4 protein-coding genes are annotated in these 2,957 nt (G+C 41.8%); 1 reads left to right on the top strand and 3 read right to left on the bottom strand.

Annotation, left to right across the window (positions count from 1 at the left end; translation table 11 throughout):
• On the top strand, positions 1-299 hold a 299-nt coding region (locus SD31_RS17610; RefSeq protein WP_039054399.1), incomplete at its 5' end, for a hypothetical protein.
• On the opposite strand, the gene SD31_RS12610 is transcribed toward SD31_RS17610, so the two are convergent.
• The 3 genes from SD31_RS12610 to SD31_RS16235 all read right to left on the bottom strand — a co-directional run bounded on the left by SD31_RS12610 (position 273) and on the right by SD31_RS16235 (position 2,840).
• Positions 273-1,166 carry an alkaline phosphatase family protein gene (locus tag SD31_RS12610; protein WP_039054400.1) on the bottom strand — a complete coding sequence of 298 codons (894 nt, stop codon included), beginning with the start codon at positions 1,164-1,166 and terminating at the stop codon, positions 273-275. The genes SD31_RS17610 and SD31_RS12610 overlap by 27 nt on opposite strands.
• A gap of 169 nt (positions 1,167-1,335) precedes the next feature.
• The gene (locus SD31_RS16230; RefSeq protein ID WP_197053707.1) at positions 1,336-2,175 is read right to left on the bottom strand and encodes a delta-60 repeat domain-containing protein; all 840 of its coding nucleotides are present in this window, start codon (positions 2,173-2,175) and stop codon (positions 1,336-1,338) included.
• Complete coding sequence (locus tag SD31_RS16235; RefSeq protein WP_082021954.1) at positions 2,085-2,840, bottom strand: DUF5008 domain-containing protein; 756 nt, start codon at positions 2,838-2,840, stop codon at positions 2,085-2,087. Before SD31_RS16235 ends, SD31_RS16230 begins: the two co-directional genes overlap by 91 nt.
• Between the last annotated feature and the right edge of the window lie 117 nt (positions 2,841-2,957).

A 2,957-nucleotide genomic window follows, 5' to 3' on the forward strand; every position in this document is an offset into this window, starting at 1 on the left:
GAAGTGCGATACGTTACACCTATGGTTCGCCGGCGGTGAATGCAACTTTGCAGGATGCCTCTTCCTTCAATTTCGACACTTCGGACGATTTTACTATAGTAWTTTTCTTCAAGTCAAATATTACGAGCAGCCACAACTATCCTATCATCTTATCCAAACGTGATGTAGCTTTTCCGAAAACTTGGCTGCTTATATTGCTGTTCCAGCCCACTTTATTATCTCCATCTCGCACTTCGAGGAATAAGTTCCAGCCGTTTCCGGAAAAGCCTACATCACGTTTGGATAAGATGATAGGATAGTTGTGGCTGCTCGTAATATTTGACATTGAAGAAAAATACTATAGTAAAATCGTCCGAAGTGTCGAAATTGAAGGAAGAGGCATCCTGCAAAGTTGCATTCACCGCCGGCGAACCATAGGTGTAACGTATCGCACTTCCATCATACGGAATCTCGGTAGAATTAGGACGTGTCAGCAAGCTACGGGAGAATTTAGGATTATAGAAAAAGGTTATCGTATTTCTCTCATTATCACCATAAGAAGTATTGTCTACCTGCGAATTTTCTGCTGGCCCTCCTATACTGGAAGTGATGACCACCAGCCAATTTTCCTGTCCGTAGGTAGGTCTCTGCTTAATGGTTTCTATAAGCTCCCCCAATGCTGTATCGAAAGCACGTAATGCTTCAAGATATTCTTGATCGTCCGCTTCAAAAGAATGTTGCAACCCTACGATGTAAGGTTCTGAAAAATGGGAAACAATAAGATCGGAGGTTCCTTTGCTGATTTCTTCTTTCGTTTTGGTTAAGATATCTGCATCAGATATAGCTAAACTTCCCATGTCAGCATCTTTCAACACCACATTGTAGAATTCTTCATTAGTAGAAAATGCTGCCGTATGCAGATTTTTTTCGCTTTTTATACGCTTGAGAAGTGAAGGATAGCTTGTTTGGTCGATCTGCGACAGGCTATTATCTACCACTTTGTGTTTAGTGGATGTTACCCCCGTCATCAGGTTAGCCAAGCCGATTTCTTTTGTAAATTGTATATCTTCATAATCTCCCAACGAGCCGTAAGAGTGTAAAGCGTTTCGGCTAATGATTTTCAGATTAGGCAATTCCAGTTGTTGAAGTGCTTTTCCTCTGATGCCGTCAGCAATGACATAAAGCACCTTTGACGAACCTGTAGAATAGTTAGGTTGTTCCGAAAAGCTTTTCAGAATTATTTGGAAACTCTTTATTACACGAACTTAACGCCATACTCAGTACCGCCATAGGCAGAAAAGTTCGGTAAACTATGCTTATGAATGTCTTTATTTTCATACCACTTAGGTTTATCGGTTAGTTCTTGATTTCTATTTTAACAATATGTCCCACATTTTTGCCTCCCACTTCGTATATCGTACCTCCAAGCAGTATGGCAGGATTTCCTAAGGAAGAAGTGGTTTCCACTAGCGTAGTAGGTGTTCCTCTGAAACTACCTAGGTTGTTGTATTCCTGTTTTGCAGTACCATCGGTTTCTAAAATCAATACGCCACCTCGATTTATTCCATTATATTTAGAGAAAGATCCCGTTACAAAGACTTTTCCACTGTTGAGGATATAGGCGTAGTTAGGGAACTCACCATCCATATCGCCTAGCACAAAATTTTGATCTACACTTCCATCTGCATTCAACAACACCACACCATTCGTCGGTACACTGCCAAAGGTTTTGAATGTTCCAGCAATGGCTAACTTATTTAGTGTAGAGTTGTATGTCACAGATTGTATAGGCAGGTTTGTGCCTCCGTGCGAAAGGAAGTCTTCATCGACTTCTCCATTAGGCTTCAAGCATACTATATTATTTACGGCTTTGCCGTTATAGTTGGTGAAGGTCCCCGCAATCACTATACGTCCGTCGTTGAGCTTCACTGCACCATTCACAAATCCGTTAAAGCCGGTATTGTTCACGTTAAAAGTAGAATCCAAAGTGCCGTCCTCCTTAAGTCTAGCTACATTTTTAACTTTCGTATTGATATAATAGCGATTTACTCGGGAAGAATACGCATAGTCTATTTTCCAATAGGAAGTAAAGCTACCCACTACAATCACACCGTTGTCAGGAGTTTCGAAGACATAGCTGACCATCCCTCCTGAAAATCCTGCATTGAAAGAAGATACAGTATCCAGACCGTCCAACGGCTTGGTATCCGCATTAGGTTGATCACTGCTACCACAGTAGTATCCAAACTACCATTGGCATTCAGCCTTGCTATACCTCCCACGGCACGTGCCGAAAATGTGGTAAGCGAACCTCCTACAATAAATTTACCGTTCGGAAGTCGGGCTATGGAACTAATAGGGCCGTTTGCTCTTCGTCTGAAATCCATCGACGTTGATGATTGCCCAAGGCTGGTAATATGATGGATACCTGTTCTATAAGTATTTCCCGACTTCTCGTTTTCAAAATTGGTGAAGCTACCTACCACGATATGTCCGCCGGAATGTGGCATAATCTGACGAAGTCCCATATCAAAACCGTTCACAATTTTATAGTCCGTATCCACAGCCACCTTACCTTCCACGCCTATACGAGGTCCATAAAATATCTGACCATCTAGGATTACGGTGACTATGCCTGAACTTACCTGGGTCGGCATACGGATATCAATAGTAGAGTCCGTAAGTGCCACTACTTCGGTGGAAACATCGTTGAGACGTATATCAAATTTATTTTCGTATTTTTTCAGTCCTTTCACATTTACCCGAACTACCTCTCCCGGGGCTGCAATCTCAGGTCTGTACGATTGGCAGTAAACAGTATGCCGAAAGCTCCTTGCCACCTCATACGGGTTTACGCCCACTTCTTCTTTTTCTGACAGCCTACTACTGAAAGGAAGATTAATAAGGCTGCTATTATWTTATGGTTTTACATACTAACCTGAGAAGAAATTATGTGTGAGATATTCGGTAAAATAATA

This window comes from Sphingobacterium sp. T2, assembly GCF_000814685.1.
In the GTDB taxonomy this organism is placed as follows: domain Bacteria; phylum Bacteroidota; class Bacteroidia; order Sphingobacteriales; family Sphingobacteriaceae; genus Sphingobacterium; species Sphingobacterium thermophilum.